At 73.4% G+C, this 24,943-nt stretch carries 28 protein-coding genes; 11 read left to right on the forward strand and 17 right to left on the reverse strand.

From position 1 onward, the window contains the following. Window positions 1-64: 64 nt before the first annotated feature. From RM779_RS19680 to RM779_RS19690, 3 genes are all read right to left on the reverse strand, one after another. Window positions 65-256, reverse strand: coding sequence for a hypothetical protein (locus RM779_RS19680; protein WP_311619057.1), 192 nt, complete (start codon window positions 254-256; stop codon window positions 65-67). Between the two features lie 167 nt (window positions 257-423). Next, window positions 424-540 (reverse strand): SGM_5486 family transporter-associated protein, encoded by a 117-nt coding sequence (locus RM779_RS19685; RefSeq protein WP_253195111.1) that lies wholly within the window; start codon window positions 538-540, stop codon window positions 424-426. A 16-nt stretch (window positions 541-556) separates the two neighbouring features. Next, complete coding sequence (locus RM779_RS19690; protein ID WP_311619058.1) at window positions 557-1,819, reverse strand: CynX/NimT family MFS transporter; 1,263 nt, start codon at window positions 1,817-1,819, stop codon at window positions 557-559. Window positions 1,820-1,885: 66 nt separating this feature from the next. Between RM779_RS19690 and RM779_RS19695 the strand changes: the two genes are divergently transcribed. Beyond that, window positions 1,886-2,572, forward strand: a complete 687-nt coding sequence (locus RM779_RS19695; protein ID WP_311619059.1) for a FadR/GntR family transcriptional regulator — start codon at window positions 1,886-1,888, stop codon at window positions 2,570-2,572. A 105-nt stretch (window positions 2,573-2,677) separates the two neighbouring features. On the opposite strand, the gene fabI is transcribed toward RM779_RS19695, so the two are convergent. Next, the gene (gene fabI, locus RM779_RS19700) at window positions 2,678-3,457 is read right to left on the reverse strand and encodes an enoyl-ACP reductase FabI (protein WP_311619060.1); all 780 of its coding nucleotides are present in this window, start codon (window positions 3,455-3,457) and stop codon (window positions 2,678-2,680) included. A 2-nt stretch (window positions 3,458-3,459) separates the two neighbouring features. Continuing rightward, window positions 3,460-4,179, reverse strand: coding sequence for a 3-oxoacyl-[acyl-carrier-protein] reductase (gene fabG / locus RM779_RS19705; RefSeq protein ID WP_311619061.1), 720 nt, complete (start codon window positions 4,177-4,179; stop codon window positions 3,460-3,462). Window positions 4,180-4,457: 278 nt separating this feature from the next. Between fabG and RM779_RS19710 the strand changes: the two genes are divergently transcribed. The 5 genes from RM779_RS19710 (at window position 4,458) to RM779_RS19730 (ending at window position 9,802) form a co-directional block, all read left to right on the forward strand. Beyond that, entirely contained in the window at window positions 4,458-5,981 is a 1,524-nt protein-coding gene (locus RM779_RS19710; RefSeq protein WP_311619062.1) for a TldD/PmbA family protein, read from the forward strand. Continuing rightward, complete coding sequence (locus RM779_RS19715) at window positions 5,978-7,387, forward strand: metallopeptidase TldD-related protein (RefSeq protein ID WP_311619063.1); 1,410 nt, start codon at window positions 5,978-5,980, stop codon at window positions 7,385-7,387. Before RM779_RS19710 ends, RM779_RS19715 begins: the two co-directional genes overlap by 4 nt. Before the next feature lie 212 nt (window positions 7,388-7,599). After that, window positions 7,600-9,009 (forward strand): tyrosine--tRNA ligase, encoded by a 1,410-nt coding sequence (gene tyrS / locus RM779_RS19720; protein WP_311619064.1) that lies wholly within the window; start codon window positions 7,600-7,602, stop codon window positions 9,007-9,009. A 22-nt stretch (window positions 9,010-9,031) separates the two neighbouring features. Beyond that, window positions 9,032-9,364, forward strand: coding sequence for a DUF3099 domain-containing protein (locus tag RM779_RS19725; protein ID WP_311619065.1), 333 nt, complete (start codon window positions 9,032-9,034; stop codon window positions 9,362-9,364). 195 nt (window positions 9,365-9,559) lie between these two features. After that, window positions 9,560-9,802 (forward strand): hypothetical protein, encoded by a 243-nt coding sequence (locus RM779_RS19730; protein ID WP_311619066.1) that lies wholly within the window; start codon window positions 9,560-9,562, stop codon window positions 9,800-9,802. Here the strand turns inward: RM779_RS19730 and moaA are convergent. Further along, window positions 9,785-10,771, reverse strand: coding sequence for a GTP 3',8-cyclase MoaA (moaA, locus tag RM779_RS19735; RefSeq protein WP_311619067.1), 987 nt, complete (start codon window positions 10,769-10,771; stop codon window positions 9,785-9,787). The genes RM779_RS19730 and moaA overlap by 18 nt on opposite strands. A gap of 125 nt (window positions 10,772-10,896) precedes the next feature. Between moaA and RM779_RS19740 the strand changes: the two genes are divergently transcribed. From RM779_RS19740 to RM779_RS19750, 3 genes are all read left to right on the forward strand, one after another. Further along, on the forward strand, window positions 10,897-11,916 hold the full coding sequence (locus RM779_RS19740; RefSeq protein WP_311619068.1) for a DEDDh family exonuclease: 1,020 nt from the start codon (window positions 10,897-10,899) through the stop codon (window positions 11,914-11,916). A gap of 25 nt (window positions 11,917-11,941) precedes the next feature. Beyond that, entirely contained in the window at window positions 11,942-12,790 is an 849-nt protein-coding gene (locus tag RM779_RS19745; RefSeq protein ID WP_311619069.1) for an SURF1 family cytochrome oxidase biogenesis protein, read from the forward strand. A 157-nt stretch (window positions 12,791-12,947) separates the two neighbouring features. Next, on the forward strand, window positions 12,948-13,580 hold the full coding sequence (locus RM779_RS19750) for a hypothetical protein (protein ID WP_311619070.1): 633 nt from the start codon (window positions 12,948-12,950) through the stop codon (window positions 13,578-13,580). A 265-nt stretch (window positions 13,581-13,845) separates the two neighbouring features. On the opposite strand, the gene amaP is transcribed toward RM779_RS19750, so the two are convergent. Genes amaP through RM779_RS19775 form a run of 5 tightly spaced genes read right to left on the reverse strand, consistent with a single transcriptional unit; the run spans window position 13,846 to window position 16,284 of the window. After that, window positions 13,846-14,451, reverse strand: coding sequence for an alkaline shock response membrane anchor protein AmaP (amaP, locus tag RM779_RS19755; protein WP_311619071.1), 606 nt, complete (start codon window positions 14,449-14,451; stop codon window positions 13,846-13,848). A gap of 4 nt (window positions 14,452-14,455) precedes the next feature. Further along, entirely contained in the window at window positions 14,456-15,133 is a 678-nt protein-coding gene (locus RM779_RS19760) for a DUF6286 domain-containing protein (protein WP_394813338.1), read from the reverse strand. Then, window positions 15,130-15,522, reverse strand: coding sequence for an Asp23/Gls24 family envelope stress response protein (locus RM779_RS19765; protein ID WP_311619072.1), 393 nt, complete (start codon window positions 15,520-15,522; stop codon window positions 15,130-15,132). The genes RM779_RS19760 and RM779_RS19765 overlap by 4 nt, the downstream gene beginning before the upstream one ends. A 3-nt stretch (window positions 15,523-15,525) precedes the next feature. Beyond that, a complete protein-coding gene (locus RM779_RS19770; protein ID WP_077062179.1) occupies window positions 15,526-15,720 on the reverse strand; it encodes a hypothetical protein in 195 nt (64 codons plus the stop codon). A 30-nt stretch (window positions 15,721-15,750) separates the two neighbouring features. Beyond that, a complete protein-coding gene (locus tag RM779_RS19775; RefSeq protein ID WP_079252231.1) occupies window positions 15,751-16,284 on the reverse strand; it encodes an Asp23/Gls24 family envelope stress response protein in 534 nt (177 codons plus the stop codon). A gap of 153 nt (window positions 16,285-16,437) precedes the next feature. Between RM779_RS19775 and RM779_RS19780 the strand changes: the two genes are divergently transcribed. Then, a complete protein-coding gene (locus tag RM779_RS19780) occupies window positions 16,438-17,109 on the forward strand; it encodes a hypothetical protein (RefSeq protein ID WP_311619073.1) in 672 nt (223 codons plus the stop codon). Between the two features lie 98 nt (window positions 17,110-17,207). Here RM779_RS19780 and RM779_RS19785 read toward each other — a convergent pair whose 3' ends face one another. From RM779_RS19785 to RM779_RS19810, 6 genes are all read right to left on the reverse strand, one after another. Beyond that, window positions 17,208-17,987, reverse strand: coding sequence for an enoyl-CoA hydratase/isomerase family protein (locus tag RM779_RS19785; protein WP_311619074.1), 780 nt, complete (start codon window positions 17,985-17,987; stop codon window positions 17,208-17,210). A gap of 74 nt (window positions 17,988-18,061) precedes the next feature. Continuing rightward, a complete protein-coding gene (locus RM779_RS19790; RefSeq protein ID WP_216355988.1) occupies window positions 18,062-18,286 on the reverse strand; it encodes a helix-turn-helix domain-containing protein in 225 nt (74 codons plus the stop codon). Window positions 18,287-18,585: 299 nt separating this feature from the next. After that, window positions 18,586-20,184, reverse strand: a complete 1,599-nt coding sequence (locus RM779_RS19795; RefSeq protein WP_311619075.1) for an ABC-F family ATP-binding cassette domain-containing protein — start codon at window positions 20,182-20,184, stop codon at window positions 18,586-18,588. A 142-nt stretch (window positions 20,185-20,326) separates the two neighbouring features. Further along, the gene (locus RM779_RS19800) at window positions 20,327-21,700 is read right to left on the reverse strand and encodes a hypothetical protein (protein ID WP_311619076.1); all 1,374 of its coding nucleotides are present in this window, start codon (window positions 21,698-21,700) and stop codon (window positions 20,327-20,329) included. Window positions 21,701-21,754: 54 nt separating this feature from the next. Next, window positions 21,755-22,897, reverse strand: coding sequence for an alpha/beta hydrolase (locus RM779_RS19805; RefSeq protein ID WP_311619077.1), 1,143 nt, complete (start codon window positions 22,895-22,897; stop codon window positions 21,755-21,757). 79 nt (window positions 22,898-22,976) lie between these two features. Further along, window positions 22,977-23,639, reverse strand: a complete 663-nt coding sequence (locus tag RM779_RS19810) for a class II aldolase/adducin family protein (protein WP_311619078.1) — start codon at window positions 23,637-23,639, stop codon at window positions 22,977-22,979. A gap of 68 nt (window positions 23,640-23,707) precedes the next feature. Between RM779_RS19810 and RM779_RS19815 the strand changes: the two genes are divergently transcribed. After that, window positions 23,708-24,934 (forward strand): inorganic phosphate transporter, encoded by a 1,227-nt coding sequence (locus RM779_RS19815; RefSeq protein ID WP_311619079.1) that lies wholly within the window; start codon window positions 23,708-23,710, stop codon window positions 24,932-24,934. Window positions 24,935-24,943 lie beyond the last annotated feature (9 nt).

Consider the following 24,943-nt stretch of genomic DNA (forward strand, 5'->3'; position numbering starts at 1 on the left):
GCTATGGGGCGCGGGGCGTTGGGAATCCCGTCCGGCCCGGTTGGCCGGGCCGGGCCGGTGCCGGTCACGGCATCAGGCTGTCGTGGATGTGCTGGATGAGCCGGCCCACCGGCTGCCGCTCGTCGGGCGTCGCGGCGTCCGCGTCGCCTCCCGAGACGAGCAGCATCAGCAGGGCGGCGAAGGCCGCGGCCGGCAGGGCGACGGCCCACCAGCGGAGGCGGACGTCCATGCCGGAACGGTGCGGGCGGGCTGCCATGGCGTCGTCTCCATCCGTCGCGTGCGTGCGGTGCTCGTGCACTGGTGAAGAACTTACGGACCCGGGGCGTGCGGTCCCATCCGGTGAGCCACCCAGCCCTCCCTGAACCTGGCCCCCTAAGGGTTGGTGGTGCCAGCACCACCCGTCGCGCCGGGTGGCGGGCGGGGTCAGGGGGACGCGACCGTGGCGATGACGGCGATGACGACGCTGATCCCGAGCATGGCGCCCAGGATGAGGAGCAGCTTCCGCTGCCCGCCGGTGGGATGGGGGTCTAGCGCTGGCATGGGAACAGTCTCCCACTCAGTCGCCGTCCTCCACGCACCGGTCCCGCCCGGCGGCCATGCCGACGGCGATCTGCGCGAGCATCAGGACGGTCATGAACGCGAGCGGAACGTGCCAGCCGCCGGTCATGTCGTTCAGGGTGCCGACGAGCAGCGGCCCGGGAACGCAGAGCAGGTAGCCGGTGCTCTGGGCGAACGCGGAGAGGCGGGCGACGCCCGCGGGGGTCCTGGCGCGCATCCCGATCATGGTGAGGGCGACGGGGAAGGCGCAGTTGGCGATGCCGAGGAGCACCGCCCACAGCCAGGCGCCGCCCGCGGGGGCCAGCCACAGTCCTGCGTAGCCGGCCAGGCCGCAGCCGCCGAGGACCAGGACCAGCGGGCCCTGGTGCCGCAGCCGGGTGGCGATGCGCGGCAGGACGAAGCCGAGCGGGGCGCCGAGGCCCATGATGACCGCGAGCAGCAGGCCGGCCGTGCCCGCCGAGACCCCGGCGTCGCGGAAGATCTGCGGCGCCCAGCCGAGGGTGATGTAGGCGGCGGTGGCCTGGAGGCCGAAGAAGCCGGCGAGTGCCCAGGCGGTGCGCGAGCGGACCATGCGGGGCGGGGCGGCCTGCGCCTCCTGGGCGGGCCGCGGGGCCGCGGGCACGGGGCCGTCGGCGCGGCGGCGGGCGGGGGCGAGGACGGCCAGCCACGGCAGCAGGGCCAGGGCCGCGGTGGCCGCCCAGACGGCGAGGCCGTTGCGCCAGTTGCCGCCGGCGGCCTCGGTGAAGGGGATGGTGAGCCCGGCGGCGCCGGCGGCGCCGAGGGCGAAGGCCATCGAGTACAGGCCGGTGACGGAACCGACCCGGTCGGGGAAATAGCGCAGGACGAGGACGGGCATCAGCACGTTGCCGACGGCTATGCCTGCCAGGGAGAGGGCGGTGGTGGCGAGGAAGACGGCCGTGTTGCCGGCGAACGAGCGCAGCGCGAGGCCGAGGGCGACCGCGGCGAGGCCGGCGAGCACCACGGCGGCCGGGCCGAAGCGGCGGGCCAGGCGCGGGGCCGCGACGCCGAATACGGCGAAGCACAGGGGCGGTACGGAGGTCAGCAGCCCGGCGACGGTGCCGCCCATGCCGAGGTCGTCGCGGACCTCGGCGAGGACGGGGCCTAGCGCGGATATGGCGGGGCGGAGGTTGAACGCGGTCAGCACGAGCCCGAGCGCGACCAGCCAGGGAGCGGCGCGGCGGGCGGGTGACGGTGCGGGGGGACGCTCGTGGAGAGTACGGTCGTCCTTCGTCAACTCCATGAGCTACATCATAGAATCATGGGATGAATCCCCCGTGTGGGGTTCCGGACAGTTCCCGGGAGAGTTATGTCACTGACCGCGCCCCGCCGTTCCGCCCTGGCCGACCAGGTCATCGGCCAGCTCCGCCACGAGATCACCTCGGGCGCATGGCAAGTCGGCTCGCGCATCCCGACCGAGCCCGAGCTGGTCGAGCAGCTCGGCGTGGCGAGGAACACCGTGCGCGAGGCGATCCGCGCGCTGGCGCACAACGGGCTGCTCGACATCCGTCAGGGTTCGGGGACGTACGTGGTGGCCACCAGCGAGCTGGCGGGCGTGATGCACCGCAGGTTCGCGGACGCCGATCCCAGGGATGTGGCGGAAATGCGCAGCACGCTGGAGGCCGCGGCGGCCCGGCTGGCCGCGCGGCGGCGCACCGAGCAGGAGCTGCGGCAGCTCGACGTGCTGCTGGGGCGCCGCGAGGCAGCCTGGGCCACCGGGCGGGTGGAACGGTTCGTGGAGGCGGACGCCACCTTCCACATGGCGGTGGTCAAGGCCTCGCGGAACGAGGTGCTGACCGCGCTGTACGCGGACCTCGGCACGGTGGTGCGGGCGTTCCTGCGCGACGAGGTGGGCGAGACGCTGCGAGCCGAGGACCACGTGGACCACAGCCGTCTGGTGGCGGCGATCCGGGCCGAGGACGCCGAGGGCGCCGCGGCGGAGGCCGGCTCCTACGCCCTGATCTGCCGGGCGCTGCCCGTGGGCGCCGGCGCCTGACCGCGGCCGTGCCCCCGGCCGCGCGGGCGGCCGGGGGCACGGAACGGAACGGAACGGGACGGGACGCGGTCCGGCCGCGCCGCCGGGTCGGGGCTGCGGCGCCGGTCAGGCGCCCATCATGTGGACGCCGCCGTCGACGTGGACGATCTCGCCCGTCGTCTTCGGGAACCAGTCCGACAGCAGTGCGACCACGCCGCGGGCCGCGGGCTCCGGGTCGGACAGGTCCCAGCCGATGGGCGCCCGGTTGTCCCAGACCTCCGCCAGCTCCTCGAAGCCGGGGATCGACTTGGCCGCCATCGACTTGATGGGCCCGGCGGCGACCAGGTTGACCCGGATGTTCCGCTCGCCCAGGTGCCGGGCGAGATAGCGGGAGGTGGCCTCCAGGGCCGCCTTGGACACGCCCATCCAGTCGTACTTGGGCCAGGCCACCCGCGCGTCGAAGTCCATGCCGACGACGGAGCCGCCGCGCGGCGTCAGCAGCGGGAGCAGCGCCGTGGTGAGCGACTTCAGCGAGTAGGCGGAGACCTCGACGGCGGTGGCGACCGACTCCCAGCCGGTGTTCAGGAAGTTGCCGCCGAGCGCGTCCTGCGGGGCGAAGCCGATGGAGTGCACCACCCCGTCCAGGCCGATGCCCTCGCCCAGGTGCCCGGCGACGCGGTCGGCGAGGCCGTCGAGGTGCTCCTGGTTCTGCACGTCCAGCTCGATGACGGGCGCGGGCTTGGGCAGCCGCTTGGCGATGCGCTCGACCAGACTCAGCCGGCCGAAGCCGGTGAGCACGACCTCGGCCCCCTCCTCCTGAGCGAGCCGCGCCGTGTGGAAGGCGATCGAGGATTCGGTGAGCACCCCGGTGACCAGGATGCGCTTGCCGGCCAGAAGTCCGCTCATGTTCAGTGCCCCATGCCCAATCCGCCGTCAACCGGGATGACGGCTCCAGTGATGTATGCGGCGTCCTCTGACGCCAGGAAGCGCACCACGGCGGCGACTTCCTCGGGCTGGGCGTAACGGCCCAGCGGCACCTGTCCGACGATCTCGGCGCGCCGCTCCTCGCCCAGGGCCCTGGTCATGTCGGTGTCGACGAAGCCCGGCGCGACAACGTTGCAGGTGATGTTCCGCGAGGCGAGTTCACGGGCGACGGAGCGGGCGAAGCCGACCAGGCCCGATTTGGCGGCGGCGTAGTTGACCTGTCCCGCGGACCCGCTCAGGCCCACGACGGAGGAGATCAGCACGATCCGGCCGTTGCGGGCGCGGAGCATGCCGCGGGAGGCGCGCTTGACGACGCGGAAGGTGCCCGTCAGGTTGGTCTCCAGGACGGCGGTGAAGTCCTCCTCCGTCATCCGCAGCAGCAACTGGTCGCGGTTGATGGCGGCATTGGCCACCACGACCTCGACGCGGCCGTGCACGTCCTCGACTTCTTTGTATGCCTGCTCCACCTGTTCCTGATCGGTGATGTCACACTTCACCGCCAGGACGCCGCGGTCGCTCAACTCCTTCGGGGGCTCCCCGGAGCGGTAGGTGATGGCGACCTTGTCGCCTGCGTCGGCCAGGGACCGGGCGATGGCCAGGCCAATTCCGCGGTTTCCTCCGGTGACGAGTACCGAGCGGCTCAAGGGACCACCCTCCTTCTGCTTGGTGTGCTCCGCACAAACGCTAGCCCGCCGCCCGGTGCGCGCGGGGGGTGGGGCATGACAGGGGCGCCGCCGCGGTCCTGTCGGGTTTCCACAGCAAGCGGTACGGGCGCTCCCGGACGGGAGGCGCCGGGGCCGCGGGAGTCACGGGGGCCAGGGCCGCGCCACCCTGTCCCGGGCGCATCCGGCGGGGGCATGATCGTGAGCGGGGCGTCCCCCGCCGCCCCGGCCCACGCAGTTGGCAACGGACAGGAGACACCGTGCCGAGATCCATCGACGAAACGTTCCTCGCACTCCCCCTGCGCCCGCTCGCCGACGCGGCCCTGGCCAGGGCCAGGTCCCTGGGCGCCGACCACGCCGACTTCCGGCTGGAGCGCGTCCGCAGCGCCAACTGGGTGCTGCGGGACGCCAGACCAGCGGGCTCCCGGGACACCACCGACCTCGGCTACGCGGTGCGCGTGGTGCACGGCGGCAGCTGGGGCTTCGCGGCGGGCGTCGACCTGACGCAGGACGGCGCGGCGCGGGTGGCCGCCCAGGCCGTGGCGATGGCGAAGCTGTCCGCGAAGATCATTGCCGCGGCCGGCTCCGACGAGCGCGTCGAGCTGGCTCCGGAGCCCTCGCACGGGGAGCAGACCTGGGTGTCGGCCTACGAGGTCGACCCGTTCGACGTCCCCGACGCGGAGAAGACCGGGCGGCTGGCCGAGTGGAGCGAACGGCTGCTGTCCGCACCGGGCGTGACCCACGTCGACGCGCGCCTGTGGGCGGTGCGGGAGAACAAGTTCTACGCCGACACCGCGGGCACGGTCACCACCCAGCAGCGCGTGCGGGTGCTGCCCGAGCTGACGGCCGTCGCCGTGGACGCGGCGAGCGGCCGGTTCGACTCGATGCGCACGCTGGCCCCGCCGGCGGGCCGTGGCTGGGAGTACCTGACGGGCACCGACTGGGACTGGGACGCCGAACTCGCGGAGATCCCCGACCTGCTCGCCGGGAAACTCGCGGCGCCCTCGGTCGAGCCCGGGGCGTACGACCTGGTCATCGATCCGTCGAACCTGTTCCTCACCATCCACGAGTCCATCGGCCACGCCACCGAGCTGGACCGGGCGCTGGGCTACGAGGCGGCGTACGCGGGCACCTCGTTCGCCACGTTCGACGGGCTCGGCTCGCTGAAGTACGGCTCGCCGCTCATGAACGTCACGGGCGACCGCACGGCCGAGCACGGTCTTGCCACCACCGGCTACGACGACGAGGGCGTGCGCACCCAGTCCTGGGACCTGGTGAAGGACGGCGTGCTCGTCGGCTACCAGATGGACCGGCGCACCGCCCGGCTGAAGGGGTTCGAACGCTCCAACGGCTGCGCGTTCGCCGACTCCTCCGCGCACGTCCCGCTCCAGCGCATGGCCAACGTGTCCTTGCAGCCCGCGCCCGGCGGGCCGGACACCGCGGGCCTGATCGCGGGCGTGGAGCGCGGGATCTACGTGGTGGGCAACGGCTCCTGGTCGATCGACATGCAGCGGTACAACTTCCAGTTCACCGGGCAGCGGTTCTTCCGGATCGAGAACGGGCGGCTGGCCGGGCAGGTGCGGGACGTCGCCTACCAGGCGACCACGACGGACTTCTGGGGCGCCATGGAGGCCGTGGGCGGCCCGCAGACCTACGTCATGGGCGGCTCGTTCATGTGCGGCAAGGCGCAGCCGGGGCAGCTCGCGGCCGTGTCGCACGGCTGCCCCTCCGCCCTCTTCCGCGACATCACCATCCTCAACACCACCCAGGAGTCCGGCCGATGACCTCCTTCAGAACCGGCACGCCCCACGAAATCGTCGAACGCGCACTTGAGCTGTCGCGGGCCGACGGCACCGTCGTGATCGCCGACGAGGAGTCGACCGCGAATCTGCGCTGGGCGGGCAACGCGCTGACCACCAACGGCGTGACCCGCGGCCGGCGGCTCACGGTCATCGCCACCGTCGACGGCGCGCACGGCACCGCCTCCGGCGTGGTGTCGCGCAGCGCGGTCACCGCGGAGGAGCTCGGGCCGCTGGTCCTGGCGGCCGAGGAGGCCGCGCGCCAGTCCCCCGCGGCCGAGGACGCCCAGCCGCCGGCCGGGGCCAGGCCGGCCGACGCACGGTTCACCGAGCCGCCCGCCGTGACCTCGCCCGAGGTGTTCGCGGACTTCGCGCCCGCGCTCGGCGAGACGTTCGCCAGGGCGCGGGCCGGCGGGCGCGAACTGTTCGGCTTCGCGAACCACCGGGTGGTCTCCACCTACCTCGGCACGTCGGCAGGGCTGCGGCTGCGGCACGACCAGCGGACCGGTCACGTGGAGCTGAACGCCAAATCGCCCGACCGCGGCAGGTCCGCGTACGTGACCGTGCCCACCGACGACTTCTCCGACGTCGACCCGGCGGCGCTCGACGCCGGCCTGGCCGTTCGGCTGCGCTGGGCCGAGCGCCGGGTCGACCTGCCCGCCGGGCGGTACGAGACGCTGCTGCCACCCAGTTCCGTCGCGGACCTGGTGATCTACCAGCACTGGAAGTCCGACGCACGGGACGCGCACGAGGGCCGCACGGTCTTCAGCCGCGCGGGCGGCGGCACCCGCGTCGGCGAGCGGCTGGCCGCGCTGCCGCTCAACCTGTGGAGCGACCCGGCGGCGCCGGGCGTCGAGGGCTTCCCTTTCCTCGTCGCGCGCTCCTCGACCGACTCCCTGACCCCGGCGGTGTCCGTCTTCGACAACGGCCTGCCGCTGTCGCGGACGGACTGGATCACCGAGGGGGTGCTGCGGCGGCTGCCGACGACCCGGCACACCGCGGGGCTGACCGGGCTGCCGCAGGCGCCGTTCAGCGACAATCTGCTGCTGGACGCGGGCGGCACGGGCACGGTCTCCGACCTGGTGGCGCGCACGGAGCGCGGGCTGCTGATCACGTCGCTGTGGTATATCCGCGAGGTGGACCCGCGGCCGCTGCTCCTGACCGGCCTGACGAGGGACGGTGTCTACCTCGTGGAGAAGGGCGAGGTGACCGGCGTGGTGAACAACTTCCGCTTCAACGAGTCCCCGGTCGACGCGCTGGGCCGGGCCACCGAGGCGGGCGGGACCGACCGGTGCCGCTCGCGGGAGTGGGGCGAATACTTCCCGCGCACGGCCATGCCGGCGCTGCGCGTCCCCGAGTTCCACATGAGTTCCGTCAGCCCCGGAGTGTGAGCCGGCGGGGCCGGGAATTCCGCGGCCCGGGGAAACGCGCCTTTCGCCCGGGCCGCATTCACGGCGCACGGTTCTTCCGGTTCCGGATGCGTCCGAATGCATAAGCGCGCGGTCGGCGTCGCGGCCGCTTCCGGCCAATTTCCGCGCGTCGGCGCCGGTGGCCGCGCCGTAGGATGGGCGGGACCCGTCCGCCCCTACTCTCAGGACACAACGTGACACGCCTCGGTGAATCCGTGCAGCGCGCCCGCGCGCTGCTGACGCAGGATCTCTCCTCCGACTCCGTCGTGCGGCAGCTGCTGGAGGAGACGGGCACGCGGCGTTATCTGGACCTGTCCGACCTGTCCCCGGCCGAGCAGGCGCGGCTGATCGCGGGGCGCGCCGTCGACGTGCTGCCCTCGCGGGACACGCTGGCGGAGCGGATCGAGGCGGCCCGTTCCGGCGGGCGCGGGCTGCACGTCAAGCTCGGCATCGACCCGACGGCCACCGACGTGCACCTGGGGCACGCGGTGCCGATCATCGTGCTCAGCCGCTTCCAGCGCATGGGGCACGACGTGACGCTGATCATCGGCGACGTCACCGCCAAGATCGGCGACCCGTCGGGGCGTTCCACGGAACGGCCGGCGCTGACCGACGGGGACATCGCGCGCAATCTGGCGGGCTACCGCGAGCAGGTGCGGCCGTTCTTCGACTTCGAGCGGGTCTCCTTCCGGCACAACAGCGAGTGGCTCGGCGCGGTGACGCTGCCGAAGCTGATCGGTGTCCTGGCGCAGGTGCCGGCCTCCTCGCTGCTCCAGCGTGACGACTTCCGCACGCGTCTCGACGGCGGCCACGGGCTGACCATGTCGGAGCTGATCTACCCGGTGGCCATGGCCATCGACTCGGCCGAGATCGACGCGGACGTGGAGCTCGGCGGCGTCGACCAGCTGCTCAACATGCAGATGGGCCGCCGGGTCATGGAGATCTACGGACTGACCCCGCAGCTGATCGTCACCATGCCGCTGATCGAGGGCACGGACGGCTCCGGCGCGAAGATGTCGAAGTCCAAGGGCAACTACGTGCCGCTCGCGGCGACGGCCGAGGACGTGTTCGGCAAGATCATGTCGATTCCCGACCGGCTGATGGAGCCCTACCTGCGGGCGTGGACCGAGTGGACGGACGAGGAGCTGGCGGCGGCCACGGGCCGGCTCGCGGACGGCTCGCTGCACCCGATGGATCTGAAGAAGGTGCTGGCCGGCGAGGTCGTGGCCGTGCTGCACGGGACCGAAGCGGCCATGGCGGCACGGGCGGGCTTCACCGCCCAGTTCTCCCGGCGCAGCTTCACGGACGTGGGCACCCTGCCCGAGGTGGACCTCGGCGAGCACGGCGGCGAGGGCATCGCGACGGTGCTGACCAAGATCCTCGAGTTCACCCCGAGCGCGTCGGCGGCCCGGCGGCTGGCGAAGCAGAAGGGGCTGCGCCTGGTCCTCCAGACCGGCGGGGAGCAGGACAGTGCCGTGCTGGCCGAGGCGGACGCGCTGCGCCCGCTGGGCGAGGTGGTGGCCGAGCACCTGGCCGCGGCGACGGGGACGCCGGACGGCGTCTTCCTGAAGGCCGGACGGAAGCTGGCCCAGGTGCGGGGCTAGCCTGAAGGCGGGTGGTGAGGCAATGCGCTTGCGACGCGATACGGCCGATACGGCGGTCTTCCGGATCACGGAGGCCCGCCAGGGGCTCGACGACGACGTACGGGGGCGCCAGCGCCGTTACATCATCTCCATGCTCGTACGCACCGTGGCCGTGTTGCTCACCTTCGTGCTGTGGGACGTGAGCCGGCCGCTGGCGATCGTGGCGCTGGTTCTGGGGACGGTGCTGCCGTACGTTGCCGTGGTGATCGCGAACGCGGGCCGGGAGAACGTGCCTTCGCTACCGTCCACCTTCCTCGGCGACGAGGCGAAGCGCGCCCTGCCCCCAGGAAAGAGTGACCTCCACAACCGGAGTTGACCCCTCCGGCCTGCGAAGCTCAAGGAATCCTCAAATCAATTGAGCAGATCCCCTGCGCCCACCGGGGCAATGCATGTCATACTTCAAGAGCGCTCCGTATCCCCCGTCGGAGCGACGACCGACGCCGGGCGGCTCCCCCCGTGGCTGCCCGGCGTCGCCTTCTGTGTTTTCCGTGCGCATTGTTGAGGATGTTGGATGGATTTCGTGTCTGCCTCATCCGCGTCCACCGACCTGATCTGCTCGGCCAAGGGCTGCCGTGCCGCCGCCGTCTGGGTCCTCGCCTGGAACAATCCGAAGCTGCACACCCCCGAGCGGCGCAAGACCTGGCTGGCCTGCGAGGAGCACCGCGAGTACCTCTCGCGCTTCCTCGGCGTGCGCGGCTTCCTGAAGGACGTGGTGGCGCTCGACGCGTGGCAGGCGTCAGCCCCCGATCGCTGACATCGGGCGCTGCGGCTGGACGAACGAGGGGTCGTCCAGACCCGAGCCCGCCTTCTTGCCCCACATCGCGACCCGCCACCGCTCCGCCAGCTCCGCGTCGTCCGCCCCCGCGCGCAGCGCGCCCCGCAGATCGGACTCCTCGCGCGCGAACAAGCAGGTGCGGACCTGGCCGTCAGCCGTGAGGCGCGTACGGTCGCAGGCCCGGCAGAACGGCCGGGTGACCGACGCGATGACCCCGACCCGGTGCGGACCGCCGTCCACCAGCCACCGCTCGGCCGGGGCCGCCCCGCGCCGCTCCTCCTCGGGTGTCAGCGTGTAGCGGGTCCGCAGCGACTCCAGGATGTCGCCCGCCGTGATCATCCGCGTCCGCTGCCAGCCGTGCTGCGCGTCCAGCGGCATCTGCTCGATGAACCGCAGCTCGTAGTCCTGTGCCATCGCCCAGGCCAGCAGGCCGGGCGCCTCCGTGTCGTTGAGTCCGGGCATCAGCACCGCATTGACCTTCACCGGCGCCAGGCCCTCGGCCTTGGCCGCGGCCAGGCCGCGCAGCACGTCCTCGTGCCGTCTGCGGCGGGTGATGCGCGCGAAGACCTCGGGGTCGGTGGTGTCGAGCGACACGTTGACCCGGTCGAGACCGGCCGCGCGCAGTGCCGCGGCCGTGCGTTCGAGACCGATCCCGTTCGTCGTGAGGGACAGCTTCGGCCGGGGGTCGAGGGCGGCACAGCGCTCCACGATGGAGACCAGGCCGCGGCGCAGCAGCGGCTCGCCGCCGGTGAACCGCACCTCGGTGACACCGAGCCGGGTGACCGCGATCCCGACCAGCCGCACGATCTCGTCGTCCGTCAGCAGCTCCGGCTTGGCGAGCCAGGACAGGCCCTCCTCCGGCATGCAATACGTGCAGCGCAGATTGCACCGGTCGGTCAGCGAGACCCGCAGGTCCGTGGCAATCCGCCCATAGGTGTCGAGCAGCATGTCTCGCAGCGTACGTCACACGTGGACAGACGTGCGTGGCAACGGCTCCAAGGCCGTTCCGACGGGCCCTCAACTCCCGGCGGCGGTGCGGCCACTGTCGGTGCCGGGCCGTATCCTCGGTGACCATGCTCGAAGACCACCAGGCCGCCGCGGCACGCATCCAAGTCCAGCAGCCCGCCGATGAGTCATGGCCCGCGGGGTACCCCGGGGGGTATGCCGTGGTGGACGTCGAGACCACCGGGCTGCGCCGCAGCGACCGGATCGTGTCCGCGGCCGTGTACCGGCTGACGGCCAGGGGCGAGGTCGAGGACCACTGGTACACGCTGGTCAACCCGCAGCGCGATCCGGGGCCGAGCTGGATTCACGGGCTGACGGCCGAGGTGCTCGCCGACGCGCCACTGTTCTCCGAGATCGCCGGGGAGTTCGCGGAGCGCCTGGCCGGGCGGGTGCTCGTGGCACACAATGCGGTCTTCGACTGGACGATGATCGCCAGGGAGTACGCGCGGACCGACCGCACGGCGCCCGTGGAGCAGCGGCTGTGCACGATTCTGCTGTCCAAGGCGCTCGGTCTGCCGCTGGACAACCACAAGCTGGAGACCCTGGTTTCCTACTTCGGGGTGACGCAGCGGCAGGCGCACCACGCGCTGGACGACGCCCGGGTGCTCGCGGAGGCGTTCCGGCCGAGCTTGCAGCACGCGGCCAGGCGGCGGCTGGCGCTGCCGCTGCACACCTGCCGCCCGCTGGCGGGCTGGACGGATGCCGGTGCCGCCGAGCCGCAGGGCGTGGCCATGGCCACGGCCGCGGCCGCGCCCTGGCGGGGCGGGTGGCGCACGACCAGGCGCCGCCCCCCGTGCCCGTGGCCCAATCCGGGGCGGTACGAGGCGGGCGGGCGGCTCGTGCAGGGCATGCGGGTCGCCTTTTCCGGGGACACGTCGGTGGACCGCGAGCTGCTGGAGGACCAGGCGTTCGAGGCGGGGCTGCACGTCGCCTCCGGCGTCTCGCGCCTGACCAGCCTGCTGGTGACCAACGACCCGGACTCCACGACCTCCAAAGTGGTGAACGCGCGGGCGTTCGGCACCCCGGTCCTGGACGAGGCGGCCTTCACGCACCTGCTGCGCGACGTGGCCCCGGCGCCTGAGCGCTGACCCCGTTCGGGTACCGTCGACTGCTGTGTACCGCTTTCTGCTGACCCGGCAGTGGGTGATCCTCACCCTCGTCGCGCTGCTGATGATCCCGGCCCTGACGTGGCTCGGGTTCTGGCAGTTCGACCGGCACGGGCAGCGCGTCGAGCGCAACGACCTGATCGCCGGCAGCCTGGCGGCCCCCGCGGTGCCCATGTCCGAGCTGTCCTCACCCGGCGCGCCGGTCGACCCGGACGACCGCTACCGCCCCGTGACCGCGACGGGCGTGTACGACCAGGACCGCGAGGTGGTGGTCCGGCAGCGTTCCAATGACGACGGTGCCGTGGGCTATTACGTGCTGACCCCGCTGCTGCGGGAGGACGGCACGGCAGCGATGGTCAACCGCGGCTGGATCGCGGCCGGGAACGACCTGACGCGGATGCCCGAGGTGCCGGCCCCGCCGGGCGGCGAGGTCACGGTCACCGGCCGCCTGATGGCCGACGAGTCCACGGGCACCACCGGGATCAGGGAGCGGCAGGGGCTGCCCGACGGCATGGTCATGATGATCAGCAGCGAGGAGCGCGCCGATGCCCTGGGCACGCAGGTGCTCGGCGGCTACCTGGAGCTGACCGCGACCGACCCCGCCCCGGCGGACGAGGCGGCGCAGCCCGAGCTGCTGCCCGAGCCCGATCACACGGGCATCGGCGCCCACTTCGCCTACGCGGTGCAGTGGTGGCTGTTCGCGGCGGGCGTTCCGGTGGGCTGGGTGCTGCTGCTGCGGCGCGAGGTCCAGGACCGGCGACGCGCGGCGGCGAAGCCGCACTCCGCGCCGGGTGCGGAGCGGGAGAACGAGGAGGAGCAGGCCCCGCGGAAGGCCGCTCCGGCCGCCACCTCCTGACCCCTCCCCCACCCCGTCCGGACCGCCGGTGGCGGACTCACCGATCCTGTTCCCCGGCGGCGCATGTCGTGTACTTGCCACTGCACTTCGGCCACCGGTACGTTCCTGGCACTGAGCCTTGACCGTGGGGGTTGGGGGCCTGGCGGGGGGACGGGAAATGCAGGCTCCGGAGTTAGCCGCCGCGGCGGTGCGGGTGCTGACCGGAGGCGCTCCGGCCTCGGCCGAGCAGAGGTCAGCGGTACGGGAACTGGTCCTGGGCCGCCTCGGCGGAAGCACGCTGGGCGCCTCCGCGTTGGCCCGCCTGCACGAACAGCGCGACGAGGGATCGGCGAGCATCGTCGCCTCCGTACTCGCCGAAGAGTTGCGGGCGGACCCGGACTTCGCCGGGCTGATGTCCAAGGTCCTGCGTCCGTGGCCCGCCCCACCGGCGCGGACCGCCACGCCCCGGGGCGCCGCTGCGGGTCCCCCACCACCGTTCCCGCCCCCCATGCCGCCCGCGGCGGCTCCGGCCCAGGTCACCCCGGATGCGGCCGAGGTGTGGAAGGTATGGCTGCTGGGACTTCCACAGCTGGTCCTGGTCTACATCGTCCTCGCCATCGCCACGCGGAACGAGGCGGAAGGGGCCCTTCCGGTCGTCATCGTGCTCGCGTCGGCCGGCCTGGCAGCCTACGGAGTATGGCGGGGCAGCCGCCTTCTCCGGCGAGGCATACGCAGTCGCCTGCTCGAAGCCGGATTGGTCCTCAACGTGCTGGTGCTGATCAGGTTGGTTCTGGGGCTGCTGGGGGTCTGAGCCCTCCGCGGTCGGTCTCCGGCAGCCGCGGTTACCGGCCGACTAGGTCCTGTCCTGTCGATCTTGTCGGATCAGCCCGCGGCGTCAGATGCGGTGCATCGCAAGGCACCGGATCGCAGCTCATACTTGGCCGTATTCGCGCGATTCGGTAACGCAGCGTGGGGGCACCTCCCAGCCGCCAGGCTGGGGGAGTGCCGTAGCTGGGGGCACCTCCCGGACGGAGTCTGGGGGAGTCGTGGGCCCGGCAAGATCGGCAGGACAGGGCCTAACTGACGCGCTCCGCCGGGTGTTTGGTGGCGCGGAGGCGGGCTTCCGCGGGCAGGGCGTCGAGCCCTGCCGAGGCGCGGGCGTGCTCCACCGCCTCCGTGCGCAGCCGCCTGACGACGTCGTCGGGGGCCGCCTGCGGGGTGACCAGCAGCCCGAGGCCGAGCCGGGGCTGGTTGCGGCGGCCCGTCAGGCTGACCCGCGCCCGGTCGACGCCCGGCAGGGACTCGGCCTCCGCGGCCACCACTTCCTCCATCGCGCGTCCGCGCAGCTGGGCGCCCACGCCGTCGCCGCTGTTCACCAGCACCTCGGCCAGCCGGCGGCGCCGCAGCTGGGCCAGCAGCCACCACAGGGACAGCAGGACGAGCAGCGAGAGGCTGCCGATGACCACCGGCCACCACCAGCCTTCCGCTCGCCACTGGGTCCGGTCGGCGTGCGCGAGCAGCACGTCGTGCGGGGCGCGCCAGGACCAGCCGGACGGCATGGCGAAGCCCCACCGGCGCGGCAGGTCGAGCGCGGCGACGAGGGCCGCGAGACCGGCACCGATCAGGCAGAGACCGGTCAGGAGCAGCAGGGCACGGTTCACGGTGCGCAGCACGGCGGCCATCACCTCATCGCCTCGGGGGCCGGCGGACGTGCACGCTCAGCGCGGGCTGCCGGGCGAGGCCCAGCTCCCTGATGCCGTGGGTGAGCACGGCGTCCAGATCGGCGTGGACGACGTCCAGCTCGCGGAAGTGCGCCTCGGCCAGGGCGCGGACCCGGCGCCTGCCGACGTTCACCCGGACCGACCTGACGCCGGACACCTCCAGCGCCCGGTGGCGCAGAACGGCCGCGGCGGCGCCCCGTTCGATGCCGGGGCGCATCAGCTCGCTGTCCCGGCGCATCGGCAGCAGGCCGCGCAGCCCGGGCGTGACGGCCAGGACGATCAGCCAGACTCCGGCGAGAACGGCCGCCGCGGCGGCCACCACGACCCAGGCGTCGTCCAGGGGGCGGGCGGCCAGGTCGTCGGCCAGGGTGCGGCGCCAGGAGGCGGCCGGGCGGCCGGCGCGCACCGAGACGACGTCGTAGAGCAGGAGGCCGGACGCGCCCATCAGCACGACGGCGACCAGCGCGGCGGGGCCGCGCCGTTCGGACCAGAAACGGCCCGCCGCAACCCCGCCGCCCGGCTCCGCGGGCTCCTCCGCCGGGCCGGCGGGCGCCTCCGCCGTCACGGGCGGCGCCTTCTCAAGGGTGGGGGCGGTACGCTCGGCGGCGCCCTCGTGCCCGGACGGACCCGCGGGACCGGTCACTGCACCCTCCCGGAGGCGTCGCCGGTGAAGTGCGCGGAATGCAGGCGCTCCACCGTCACGGCGACGTCGGGGGCCTCCATGCCCGCCAACTCCTGGATGCGCAGGGCGACGAGGCGCCGGACCTCGCCGCACTGCGCCCCGATGTCGGACGGGTAGCCCAGCTCCACGGCCACCCGGACACCGGCCAGGCCGCCGGTACCGTCGGGGCCGGGCGGGCGCCGCACCACCGCGGTCGCGTGCGGTGCGCCGCCGCGCGGGGGCGGCGGCCATGGCCGCGTGCCGTCGTGGGCGCGCAGCGCCTCACGGGCCGCCTGGGCGGCCAGCTTGGCCACCACGCGGTCGGCGATCTTCGTCGCCCCGCGCTCGGCCGCGGGCAGCACCGGTTCCACGGGTCACCGCCGCCGGTCGTCGTCGCGGTCCCTGGGCCGGAAGAAGTCCCCTGGCTCCAGGTCGCCGTCGACGAACCTGCCGACGACGAAACCGATCGTGCCGAGCGCCGCGACCAGCAGGAAGGCCCCGAAGCCGCCGAAGTAGGTGGCGAAGCCCAGCGCCATGCCGGCGATCATGCCGACCACAGCCATGTTCATGATGTGCTCCTGGCTTCCGCTCCGCTCCCGTTACTGCAACGGGGGCCGCTCGTCGTCGTCCTCTTCGTCTTCCGGCAGGTTGACATCGCCGACATTGATGTTCACCTCGACGACCTCAAGGCCGGTCATCCGCTCGACGGCCGAGATCACGTTCTCCCGTACGGTACGGGAAACATCGGCGATGGAAACGCCGTACTCCACAACGATTTCGAGATCGAGGGCCGTCTGCACCTCGCCGACTTCCGCCTTCACACCGCGGGTCGCCGACTTGCTCGCGCCGGGCACGCGGTCCCGCACGGCGCCGAACGTACGGGAGAGGCCGCTGCCCATCGCGTGGACACCCACCACGTCCCGCGCCGCCATGCCGGCGATCTTGGCCACGACGCCGTCCGCGATTGTCGTGCGCCCGCGCGTCGCGGGGTCGCCCGTGCCGCGGCGCGTGCCGAGCTGCTTGCCCGACACGTCGATCGTGGTGGTGCTCGTGCTCGCTTCCGTACTGGTGTCGGTCACTTCGCCATCGCCCCTTTCCGAACGGCGGTCAGTCCCGCCGATCCAGTGCCACATTATGTGCGCCGACGGACACCCGCCCCGGCCACGGGCCCCCGAACGGGTGGGCCGCGCGGTCGTGGCCGCCTCCGCTCCGGCCGTGCATACGAGATGCTGTACCCAGCCCCGGCCGATTGAGTACGACCGGATGCCGACGGAAGGCGAAGGGACATGGGTTCGGATTCTCTGCTGCGGGCCGTGCGGCAGCAGTTGAGCCTGGGCCGCCTGGTGCCGCTCGGCGAGCCGGCGGACCGCGTCTGGCTGGCCGAGCGGGCGGCGGTGCCGGTCCTGCGGGAAGCGGCGGAGTCGGTGTCCGGGGTTTCGGTCGTGGAGTTGCGCCTGGCGCTCGCGGGTCCCGCCACGGCGGCCGTGCCGGAGGCGGCCCCGCCGAGCGCGCTGCCGCCCGGGCCGCTGCGGATCGAGGCCCGGCTGGCGGCCGGGGCGGTCCGGCCGCTGCACGAGACCGCCGCGCGGGTGCGGGCGGCGCTCGCGGCCGCCGCGGACGACCGGATCGGCCTCGTGGTGACGGCGGTCGACGTGGCGGTGGTGGACCTGCTGCCCGCACCGGCCGGGCCGCCGAGCGGCCGGGCACCCCGGCCGGCGGCCGGGCCGGCGGGGGGTGCCGCCGCCCGGGTGGCGGCGGCGGTGCTGCGGGTGCCGGGAGTGCGCGGGCTGTCCAGCGCGGTGGAGGTGCCCGAGGGCCGGGGCCCGGTGCGCGTGCGGCTCGCGGTCGACGGCACGCGCCGCACGCTGGACGCCGCCCGCGCGGCCTCGCGCGCCGCGGCAACGGCGGCGGGCCGGCCGGCCGCGGTGCTGGTGACGGACATCGCGATGCCCGGCTGAGGCCCGGCCGGCCGGACCAGGACAGCGATCAGCTACGACCGCTCGGTCCTCACAAACAGGTGAGCGGCGAAGTACGAGGGGTCCGCGGCGGTGCGGGGCTATTCACCGAGGCCCGCGAGGTCCTTCACACGGCGGGCCTGCGCCGCGCGTTCCAGGGCTCGCTGCTCGTCGTAGCCGTGGGTGGTGGCGGCGCGCAGCAGGGCCTTGGTCTCGATCAGCGCGTTCCTCGGCGCAGCGAGCAGCGCGGCCGCCAGGTCGTCGGCGGCGGCGGCGAGGTCGGCGGCGGGCACCACGAGGTTGGCCAGGCCGATACGTTCGGCCTCGGCCGCGCGCACCGTGCGCCCGGTGCCGCAGATCTCCAGCGCCCGGGCGTACCCCACCAGCGCGACCAGCGGATGCGTGCCGCCGAGGTCGGGCACGAGCCCGAGGGCGGTCTCGCGCATCGCGAACTGCACGTCCTCGGCGCAGACGCGCAGGTCGCAGGCGAGCGCCAGCTGGAAGCCGGCGCCGATCGCGTGCCCCTGGACGGCGGCGATGCTCACCAGGTCGGTCCTGCGCCACCAGGTGAACGCCTCCTGGAAGCCGGCGATCGCGGCCGTCGCCTCCGCGTCCGAGGAACGGGCCAGGGCGGCGAACGACAGCTGGCCCTCGATGCCCTCGGGCGTGAAGGCCCGCCGGTCGAGGCCCGCGGAGAAGGAGACGCCCTCGGCCCGCAGCACCACCACGCGGACATCGCCGGGCAGGCCGCGGCCCGCTTCGGCGAGAGTCCGCCACATCGCCGGGGTCTGCGCATTGCGCTTGTCCGCGTGGACGAGCGTGACGGTCGCCACGGCTTCATGGACGGTGACACGCACACCGTCCCGGTCGAGCAGGCTCATCGGACGTCCTCCGGTGTTACCAGGCGGTAGCTTCTCGTCCGCAGAGTAACCCGTCCGGGGTCCTGGCCGTCCCGTCAGGGAGTCGGCGCCGCCTTCTTGCCGCGGGTCGCGCCGCCGCGGCCGCGCAGTGTGACGTCCGCCTCGCTCAGCATCCGGTGCACGAAACCGTAGGACCGTCCGGTCTCCTCGGCCAGGGCCCGGATGCTCGCGCCCGATTCGTACTTTCGCTTCAGGTCCGCGGCGAGCTTCTCTCGCGCGGTGCCGGTCACCCGGCTGCCCTTCTTCAGAGTCTCGGCCACCCGTGCCTCCTCGTGGGAAGTGCGCTCTGGACTCTCATGATCACCCCTATCCGGCTTCCTGGCCACCCATTCGTCCGGGTCCGTACGACAAACGGACAGCCGCCGCACCCGCGCGGCGGGTGGACAACGGCGGTCCGGCGCGACGGGCGGGGCGAAGGCGCAGGTCAGAGCGCTTCGGCAGAGCGGGCTCCGGTCAGGGGTGTCGACACGCCGGGGTACGACCACCCTCACTCAGATGAATGATCAAGCGTCGGCCGAATGATCCACCGGACATGATCACAAACGACGGCCCTGACCCGTCACGCAAGCGCGACCAGGTCCGCGTAATCCGCGCTCCACAGGTCCTCGACGCCATCCGGCAGCAGGATGATCCGCTCCGGCTGGAGGGCGTCCACCGCCCCCTCGTCGTGGGTGACGAGGACGACGGCACCCGAGAAATTGCGCAGGGCGCCGAGGATCTCCTCGCGGCTGGCCGGGTCCAGGTTGTTCGTCGGCTCGTCGAGCAGCAGCACGTTGGCCGAGGAGACGACCAGCGTGGCCAGGGCGAGCCGCGTCTTCTCGCCGCCGGAGAGCACCGCGGCCGGCTTGTCCACGTCGTCGCCGGAGAACAGGAAGGAGCCGAGCGTCTTGCGCATGGCCACCATGTCCATGTCCGGGGCGGCGGACCGCATGTTCTCCAGGACGGTCCGCTGCGGGTCCAGCGTCTCGTGCTCCTGCGCGTAGTACCCGAGCTTCAGCCCGTGGCCCGGCGTGACCGCACCGGTGTCGGGCGTCTCGATCCCCGCGAGGAGCCGCAGCAGCGTGGTCTTGCCCGCGCCGTTGAGGCCGAGGATGACCACGCGGGAGCCGCGGTCGATCGCCAGCGACACGTCGGTGAAGATCTCCAGCGAGCCGTAGGACTTCGACAGCCCCTCCGCCGTCAGCGGGGTCTTGCCGCACGGTGCGGGGTCGGGGAAGCGGAGCTTGGCCACCTTGTCCTGCCGTCGCTCCGCGTCGAGGCCCGCGAGCAGCCGCTCGGCGCGCCGGGCCATATTCTGCGCGGCCACGGCCTTGGTCGCCTTCGCGCGCATCTTGTCGGCCTGCGTGTTGAGGGCCGCCGCCTTCTTCTCGGCATTGGCCCGCTCACGCCTGCGCCGCTTCTCGTCGGCCTCGCGCTGGACCTGGTACTGCCGCCAGCCCATGTTGTAGATGTCGATGGCCGACCGGTTGGCGTCGAGGTAGAAGACCTTGTTGACGACGGTCTCGATCAGGTTGTTGTCGTGGGAGATCACCACGAGCCCGCCGCGGTAGGTACGCAGGAAGTCGCGCAGCCAGCTGACGGAGTCGGCGTCGAGGTGGTTCGTCGGCTCGTCGAGCAGGAGGATGTCGGCGTCCGAGAAGAGGATGCGGGCCAGCTCGACGCGGCGCCGCTGGCCGCCGGAGAGGGTGTGGAGCGGCTGGCCGAGCACCCGGTCGGGCAGGCCGAGGCTGGCGGCGATGGTGGCCGCCTCCGCCTCCGCCGCGTAGCCGCCCTTGGTGAGGAACTCGGTCTCCAGGCGCTCGTACTTCTTCATCGCCTTCTCGCGCGTGGCACCCTGCCCGTTGGCCATGCGCTGCTCGTTGTCCCGCATGCCGCGCAGCACCGTGTCCAGGCCCCGGGCGGACAGGATGCGGTCGCGGGCCAGGACGTCGAGGTCGCCGGTGCGCGGGTCCTGCGGGAGGTACCCCACCTCGCCGCCGCGGGTGATGGTGCCCGAGGCCGGAATGCCCTCGCCGGCCAGGCATTTGGTCAGCGTGGTCTTGCCCGCGCCGTTGCGGCCGACGAGACCGATGCGGTCGCCCTGGGCGATGCGGAACGAGGTGGACTCGAGCAGGACGCGGGCGCCGGCGCGCAGCTCGATGCCGGTGGCGGTGATCATGGACGGACTCCTGGAACGGCGGGACGAAACGTACGTACGAGCGAGGGCTGGGTACGTCCGCTAATGCACGAGGAGCAGAATGTCCATGCGGGCCATTCTAACGGTGCGGCGCAAGCGAATTGTCCAGCGGCCGGCGGCCCGGTCAGGCGCCGCCGGTGTGCACCTGGAAGGCGGCGCGGCGCACCCGTTTGGCGATGGCGGGGTCGGGGTGGGCGGCGGCGAGCGCGAGCAGCACCTGCACGGTGCGGGGGTGGCCGCAGGTGCGGATCTCGTCGACCAGCTGGGCGATGCCCGGCTGGGGCGCGGCGTCCAGGTGGTCGAGCAGGAGGCGTTCCGCGCCGTGCTCCTGGGCGGCCGATGCGGTGTCCACCCACAGCCAGGTGGCCTCGGCCCTGGTCAGCACGCCGTGCGCGGAGTCGGTGTGGTCGCGCGGGTCGCCCGCCTCGTGGTCGGCCAGCCACAGCAGGGCGTAGGGGCGCAGGCCCGGCTCGTCGGCGGCCTCGCGCAGCGCGGGCAGGGCGGGCGCGCCGACGACGCGCAGCGCCTCGAAGGCGAGGCCGCGGATGAGGGCGTCCTCGCCGCGGGCGGCCTCCAGCAGCTCGGTCACGGCGGGCCCGGCGGGGCGTACGGCCAGCCAGGCCCGGTACTCGGCGCGAGCGGGCCCGGGGGTCAGTCCTGCGCAGCCGCGCAGCATGGCGACGGCGGACTGCTCGATGTTGCCCGCGGGGCTCTGGGCGGCGATGCAGATGTGTTCCAGCTTGGTCCACATGGCCCAGCCGCCCAGCTCGGTGAGCCGGGCGCGTTCGGGGTGGTGGCCGCGTGCGTGGAGGGTGAGGGCGCCGACGGAGGAGAGGGTGTCCAGGGCCCAGCCGAGGATGCGGACCAGCTCGGGAACGTCGCCCTCGCCCGTTATGCCGTCCTCGGGGCCGCGGTCGGCGCGCAGCTCGGAGATGCGCTGCCGCATCAGGTCGATCAGGCCCGCGCCGGTGACGGGGCCGTCGGAGAGGTACATGACGGACAGCAGCTGCGGCACGGCCGCGACGACGTCGGCCACCGTGCCGGGGTCGGCGTCCGGCGGCGCAGGGCGGGCCAGGGACCAGGCGTCGAGCAGCGCCACCCAGCCGCGCAGCGCGGCGGTGTCGTCCTGGTCCCAGGCGCGCAGCCGCCAGCCGGCCCGCACGGCGTCGGTGCCGTCGCGGCCCTGCTCGATCAGCCCGGCCAGGCGGGCGCGGCCCCACTGGTCGCGCACCTGGCGCACGGTCAGGCCCAGCTCCTCCGCGGCTTGCTCCGCCCGGGCGTCCGGCGAGGTGCCGGTGCGCTGCGCCCAGTGCGCGAGCCGGACGGCGTCCGCCAGCTGGGCCCGCGCCTGGCGGGCCAGTTCGTCCTGGGGGGCGACCCCGCCCGGCGGTGTGGGAGTGCGTCTGCCGCCCTGCGTGCGCCTGCTCGTCGCGGCGCGCTGTGGTGGGGTCTGCGGGACAAGTCGCAACCGGGGCTCACGCGGAGTACGGGACGTCACGTGAGCAGTTTCACCGCTCGGGCCGCGAAAGCCCAAACCCCCTGCCCCGCGGGCTCACATGAGCGGGGTGAGAAAGCGGCGCAACCGCTCCTCGTAGGCGGCGGGAGAGGCGTTCCACATGGCGGCGTGCTCGGCGTCGGGGATGGTGTGCAGCACGATGCTCTCCGGGTGGCGCGCGGCCAGCTCACGGGAGGCGCGCCAGGGCGCGACGGTGTCGGCGGGGCCGTGCAGGATCAGCACGGGAACGGGTGCGCCGCCCGCGCCGAGCGGCACCTCGGGCGGGCGGTCCTCGGCGTCGAAGCCCCAGCCGCCCCTGGCGGCTCCCAGGGCCAGCGGCAGCAGCGGTCCCGGGATGCCGCGGCGGGCCGCGAGGGCCCTGAGCGTCGCGGCGGGGTCGAGGACGGGTGAGTCGAGGACGAGGCCGACGACCCGGCCGCGCAGCGCGGAGCGGGCGGCGGCGCGCAGGGCCATGGCGCCGCCCGAGGACCAGCCGTACAGGACGACGCGCCGCGCGCCGTGCCTGACGGCGTAGCGCAGGGCCGCGTCGGCGTCGCGCCATTCGGTGGCGCCGAGCCGGTTGACGCGGTCGCGCGGGCGCGGGGCGCCCGGGTCGCCGCGGTAGCCGGGGATGAGGACGGGGAACTGCTGCTCGTGGAGGAAGGGCAGCAGGTTGAGCGGGTGCTCCCGGGTGGCGCCGATGCCGTGCAGCGCGATGATCCACGTCTCCCGCGAGCCGGGCACGAACCAGGCCGGGAGCGCGCCGCGTTCGCCCGGAACGGTGACGTCGGTGTGCTCGATGCCGAGGGCGGTGCCCGGGGTGCCGAGGTGCAGCTGCGGGGTCAGGGCGACGGCTGAGCCCGGCACCAGCGCGCCGTGGTCGACGCGTTCGAGCCGCCGCACGACGCTGTCGGGGCCGCTGGCCACGTCGAGCACGGGCCCGATGACGGCGTGCGCGGATCTGGCGGTGATGCCGTAGGTGCCGGGGCGCAGTGAGTCGAGGGAACGGGTCAGCGTGACCTGTCCCGCCGCGGTGCCGTGGACGGCGAGGCGGCTCCCGGCGAAGCCGGCCGGGCGGGCCGCTCGGGCGGGTCCCAGCGTGACCCCGAACGCCCACCGCCCGGCGGCGACCGTGGCCACGGCCGCACCGGCACCCAGCAGTGTGGTGGCGGCCACGGCCGCCTTCGTGTGCCGACGCATGCTTTCCAGCATGCGGCCGGGGCGCCGCGCCTGCCACCCGGCGGGCCTGGCGGTGGCGCGGCGCGGCGGGCCGGGCGCGTCAGCGCTGGCCGTAGCCGCGCAACCGCTCGGCGACGCGCGCCAGTTCCTCGGGGGGCAGCAGTGCGGGGGTGTGGCCGGGGACGGAAGCGGCGACCAGCCAGACCCGGCACATCCACTCCAGCTGCGCGGTGTTGTCGTACGCCTGCCGCAGGCTGCTGCCGTGCACGACGGTGCCGTGGTTGCGCAGCAGGCAGCCGCTGCGGTCGCGAAGGGCGGTGAGCATGTGCGCGGCCAGCTCGTCGCTGCCGTACGTGGCGTAGGGCGCCACCCGCACGGGGCCGCCGAGCGCGGCGGTCATGTAGTGGACCGCGGGCAGTTCGTCCACGAGCGTGGACACCGCGGTGGCGTGCACCGCGTGCGTGTGCACCACGGCCCGCGCCTGCGTGGTGCGGTAGACGGCCAGGTGCATCGGCAGTTCGCTGGTGGGGGTCAGCGATCCCGCGATGCGCCGCCCCGCCAGGTCGACCGCCAGCAGGTCACGGGCGCGCAGCCGGTCGTAGGGCACGCCGGACGGGGTCACCAGCACGGCGTCCCCCACCCGTACGGACAAATTGCCCGATGTGCCCACGACCAGCCCGTCGGTGACCGTCTGTCGCGCCCGCGCCAGAAGTTCTTGCCATGCCTCGTGCCGCTCGTCGGAATCCCGCCGCCACCAGTTCATCTCACGTTCACCTATTAACCCTACGTTAACGTCGTTTGCCTCTCACCCGTCGAGCGATTGTCCGGTACATGGAACACATAACGCTGCTCCTCGCGATCGTGATCATCACGGCCCTGGCGTTCGACTTCACCAACGGCTTCCACGACACGGCCAACGCCATGGCCACCACCATCTCCACCGGCGCGATGAAGCCGAAGGCCGCGGTCGCGATGTCGGCGGTGCTCAATCTGCTCGGCGCTTTCCTGTCGGTGGAGGTCGCACGCACGATCTCCGGCGGGATCATCGACGAGGAGGCGGGCGTCAAGCCGGAAGTGATCTTCGCCGGTCTGGTCGGCGCCATCATCTGGAACCTGCTGACCTGGCTCGCCGGACTGCCCTCCAGCTCCTCGCACGCGCTGTTCGGCGGGCTGATCGGCGCGACCCTCGCTTCCGTGGGCACCGGCGCGGTGAACGGCGACGCGGTCGTCACCAAGGTGCTCATCCCGGCCGTGGCCGCCCCGCTGGTGGCCGGGACGGCCGCGCTGCTCGCCACCCGGCTGACGTACCGGGTCACGCGGGGCGTGGAGGAGCGGCACGCGGCCAAGGGCTACCGGGTGGGCCAGATCGCCTCGGCCGCGCTCGTATCGCTCGCGCACGGCACCAACGACGCGCAGAAGACGATGGGCGTGATGACGCTCGCGCTGATCGCCGGCGGGGCGCTGGCGCCCGGCGCCGACCCCCCGATGTGGGTCATCGCCTCGGCGGGCGCGGCCATCGCGCTCGGCACCTACCTCGGCGGCTGGCGCATCATCCGCACGATGGGCAAGGGCCTGACCGACATCCGGCCGCCGCAGGGCTTCGCCGCGCAGACCAGCGCCGCGACCACGATCCTCGCCTCGTCCCACATGGGCTTCGCCCTGTCCACGACGCAGGTGTGCTCCGGCGCCGTGCTCGGCTGCGGCCTCGGCCGCGCCGGCGGCGTCGTGCGCTGGTCGACCGCCACCCGCATGGTCGTGGCCTGGGGGCTGACCCTGCCCGCCGCCGGGCTGATCGGCGCCGCCGGCGCGCTCATCGCCGACCGGGGCGACTGGGGCGTGGCCGTCGTCGCCCTGCTGCTGCTCGGGAGCAGCGCCGCCATCTGGTCGCTGTCCCGCCGCCGTCCCGTCGACCACTCCAATGTGAACGACGACGTGCAGGTGAACGAATCGGTGACGGCAAAGGTGAACGACCCATCCGACGCGACCGTGGCGATGTCCGTGCCCGAGCGGCGGACCGCGCCGGAGCCGACGCCCCCCTCCGCGTCGTCCGTCTCCTGACCGCCCAAG

Origin of the sequence: Streptomyces johnsoniae (assembly GCF_031845565.1) — a bacterium.
GTDB lineage: Bacteria > Actinomycetota > Actinomycetes > Streptomycetales > Streptomycetaceae > Streptomyces > Streptomyces johnsoniae.

Excerpts from the sequence above, each read along its gene's own strand:
- RM779_RS19785 (WP_311619074.1), bottom strand. The coding sequence starts at position 17,987 with ATGAGCCTGCTCGACCGGGACGGTGTGCGTGTCACCGTCCATGAAGCC.
- RM779_RS19730 (WP_311619066.1), top strand. The coding sequence starts at position 9,560 with ATGGATTTCGTGTCTGCCTCATCCGCGTCCACCGACCTGATCTGCTCG.
- RM779_RS19805 (WP_311619077.1), bottom strand. The coding sequence starts at position 22,897 with ATGCGTCGGCACACGAAGGCGGCCGTGGCCGCCACCACACTGCTGGGT.
- RM779_RS19695 (WP_311619059.1), top strand. The coding sequence starts at position 1,886 with ATGTCACTGACCGCGCCCCGCCGTTCCGCCCTGGCCGACCAGGTCATC.
- RM779_RS19795 (WP_311619075.1), bottom strand. The coding sequence starts at position 20,184 with ATGATCACCGCCACCGGCATCGAGCTGCGCGCCGGCGCCCGCGTCCTG.
- RM779_RS19810 (WP_311619078.1), bottom strand. The coding sequence starts at position 23,639 with ATGAACTGGTGGCGGCGGGATTCCGACGAGCGGCACGAGGCATGGCAA.
- RM779_RS19680 (WP_311619057.1), bottom strand. The coding sequence starts at position 256 with ATGGCAGCCCGCCCGCACCGTTCCGGCATGGACGTCCGCCTCCGCTGG.
- RM779_RS19780 (WP_311619073.1), top strand. The coding sequence starts at position 16,438 with ATGGGTTCGGATTCTCTGCTGCGGGCCGTGCGGCAGCAGTTGAGCCTG.
- moaA (WP_311619067.1), bottom strand. The coding sequence starts at position 10,771 with ATGCTGCTCGACACCTATGGGCGGATTGCCACGGACCTGCGGGTCTCG.
- RM779_RS19690 (WP_311619058.1), bottom strand. The coding sequence starts at position 1,819 with ATGGAGTTGACGAAGGACGACCGTACTCTCCACGAGCGTCCCCCCGCA.
- RM779_RS19775 (WP_079252231.1), bottom strand. The coding sequence starts at position 16,284 with ATGTGGCACTGGATCGGCGGGACTGACCGCCGTTCGGAAAGGGGCGAT.
- RM779_RS19750 (WP_311619070.1), top strand. The coding sequence starts at position 12,948 with ATGCAGGCTCCGGAGTTAGCCGCCGCGGCGGTGCGGGTGCTGACCGGA.
- RM779_RS19725 (WP_311619065.1), top strand. The coding sequence starts at position 9,032 with ATGCGCTTGCGACGCGATACGGCCGATACGGCGGTCTTCCGGATCACG.
- RM779_RS19770 (WP_077062179.1), bottom strand. The coding sequence starts at position 15,720 with ATGAACATGGCTGTGGTCGGCATGATCGCCGGCATGGCGCTGGGCTTC.
- RM779_RS19715 (WP_311619063.1), top strand. The coding sequence starts at position 5,978 with ATGACCTCCTTCAGAACCGGCACGCCCCACGAAATCGTCGAACGCGCA.
- amaP (WP_311619071.1), bottom strand. The coding sequence starts at position 14,451 with ATGGCCGCCGTGCTGCGCACCGTGAACCGTGCCCTGCTGCTCCTGACC.
- fabI (WP_311619060.1), bottom strand. The coding sequence starts at position 3,457 with ATGAGCGGACTTCTGGCCGGCAAGCGCATCCTGGTCACCGGGGTGCTC.
- RM779_RS19685 (WP_253195111.1), bottom strand. The coding sequence starts at position 540 with ATGCCAGCGCTAGACCCCCATCCCACCGGCGGGCAGCGGAAGCTGCTC.
- RM779_RS19815 (WP_311619079.1), top strand. The coding sequence starts at position 23,708 with ATGGAACACATAACGCTGCTCCTCGCGATCGTGATCATCACGGCCCTG.
- RM779_RS19740 (WP_311619068.1), top strand. The coding sequence starts at position 10,897 with ATGCTCGAAGACCACCAGGCCGCCGCGGCACGCATCCAAGTCCAGCAG.